1 rRNA gene is annotated in these 1,751 nt (G+C 54.4%); it reads left to right on the forward strand.

The window, feature by feature from the left end:
* Nucleotides 1–1,688: ribosomal RNA gene (locus tag C5749_RS19780) — 23S ribosomal RNA — on the forward strand; the annotation flags it as partial.
* Nucleotides 1,689–1,751 lie beyond the last annotated feature (63 nt).

The raw sequence follows: 1,751 nt of genomic DNA on the forward strand, positions 1-1,751 counted from the left end.
ATCTACCATTGGTAGGGGAGCATTCCATGTGGGGCGAATCGCCAGGGTGACCTGGCGTGGACCGCATGGAAAAGCAAATGTAGGCATGAGTAACGATAAGGCGGGTGGGAAACCCGCCCACCGAAAGACCAAGGTTTCCTGATCAACGCTAATCGGATCAGGGTCAGTCGGGACCTAAGGCCCACCCGAACGGGGATGGCCGATGGACAACCGGTTAATATTCCGGTACCCTTTTATACTGCGATGCGGTGACGTAGAGGTGGAACTGCCGCGCACTGACGGAATAGTGCGTTGAAGGGGGTAGGTATTGGAGCTGTAGGCAAATCCGCAGCACCAGCCGAGACCCGACAGTACTGCAAAGCTTCGGCTGCGCAGATAGTGCAGGTAATCGTACTACCGAGAAAACCCGCTAAGCTCCAGGTATATAAGGCCCGTACCGCAAACCGACACAGGTGGTCGAGGAGAGGATCCTAAGGTGCTCGAGTTAACCATGGCTAAGGAACTCGGCAAAATGGCCCTGTAACTTCGGGAGAAGGGGCGCTGTCTCAGCGATGAGCAGCCGCAGTGAAAAGGCCCAGGCGACTGTTTAACAAAAACATATGGCTTTGCGAAATCGCAAGATGAAGTATAAGGCCTGACACCTGCCCGGTGCCGGAAGGTTAAGAGGGGATGTCAACCTTCGGGTGAAGCATTGAATCGAAGCCCCGGTAAACGGCGGCCGTAACTATAACGGTCCTAAGGTAGCGAAATTCCTTGTCGGGTAAGTTCCGACCTGCACGAATGGTGTAACGATCTGGGCGCTGTCTCAGCCATGGGCTCGGTGAAATTGTGGTGCCGGTGAAGACGCCGGCTACCCGCAACGGGACGGAAAGACCCCATGAACCTTCACTATAGCTTAACATTGTGGACCTGTACGTGATGTGTAGGATAGGCGGGAGATATCGAAGCGGTTTCGCCAGGAACCGTGGAATCGTCCTTGAAATACCGCCCTTTGCGTACGGGTTCCCTAACCCTTAAAATTAGGGGGACATTGTTTGGTGGGTAGTTTGACTGGGGTGGTCGCCTCCAAAAAGGTAACGGAGGCTTTCAAAGGTAAGCTCAGTACGCTTGGTAACCGTACGCGGAGTGCAATGGCAAAAGCTTGCTTGACTGTGGGGCCTACAAGCCGATCAGGGTCGAAAGACGGACATAGTGATCCGGTGGTTCCGTATGGAAGGGCCATCGCTCAAAGGATAAAAGGTACTCTGGGGATAACAGGCTGATCTCCCCCAAGAGCTCATATCGACGGGGAGGTTTGGCACCTCGATGTCGGCTCGTCACATCCTGGGGCTGGAGAAGGTCCCAAGGGTTGGGCTGTTCGCCCATTAAAGTGGCACGCGAGCTGGGTTCAGAACGTCGCGAGACAGTTCGGTCCCTATCTGTTGTGGGCGTTGGAAGTCTGAGTGGGTCTGGCCTTAGTACGAGAGGACCGGGCTGGACGCACCTCTGGTGAACCAGTTATGCCGCCAGGTGTACGGCTGGGTAGCTACGTGCGGTGTGGATAAGCGCTGAAAGCATCTAAGTGCGAAACCCGCCACGAGATTAGGCTTCCTTACAGGGCCGTGGGAGACTACCACGTTGATAGGCCGCAGGTGTAAAGGTAGAGATACCATAGCCGAGCGGTACTAATAGCCCGAAGCTTTCCGCGCCGGAAAGTTCCTTTGTCCTCTTTTTTTGTTCGCTTTTTTTCCCGATAACTGTCAATTTAATAG

This window comes from Sphingobacterium gobiense, from assembly GCF_002980575.1.
In the GTDB taxonomy this organism is placed as follows: Bacteria; Bacteroidota; Bacteroidia; order Sphingobacteriales; family Sphingobacteriaceae; genus Sphingobacterium; species Sphingobacterium gobiense.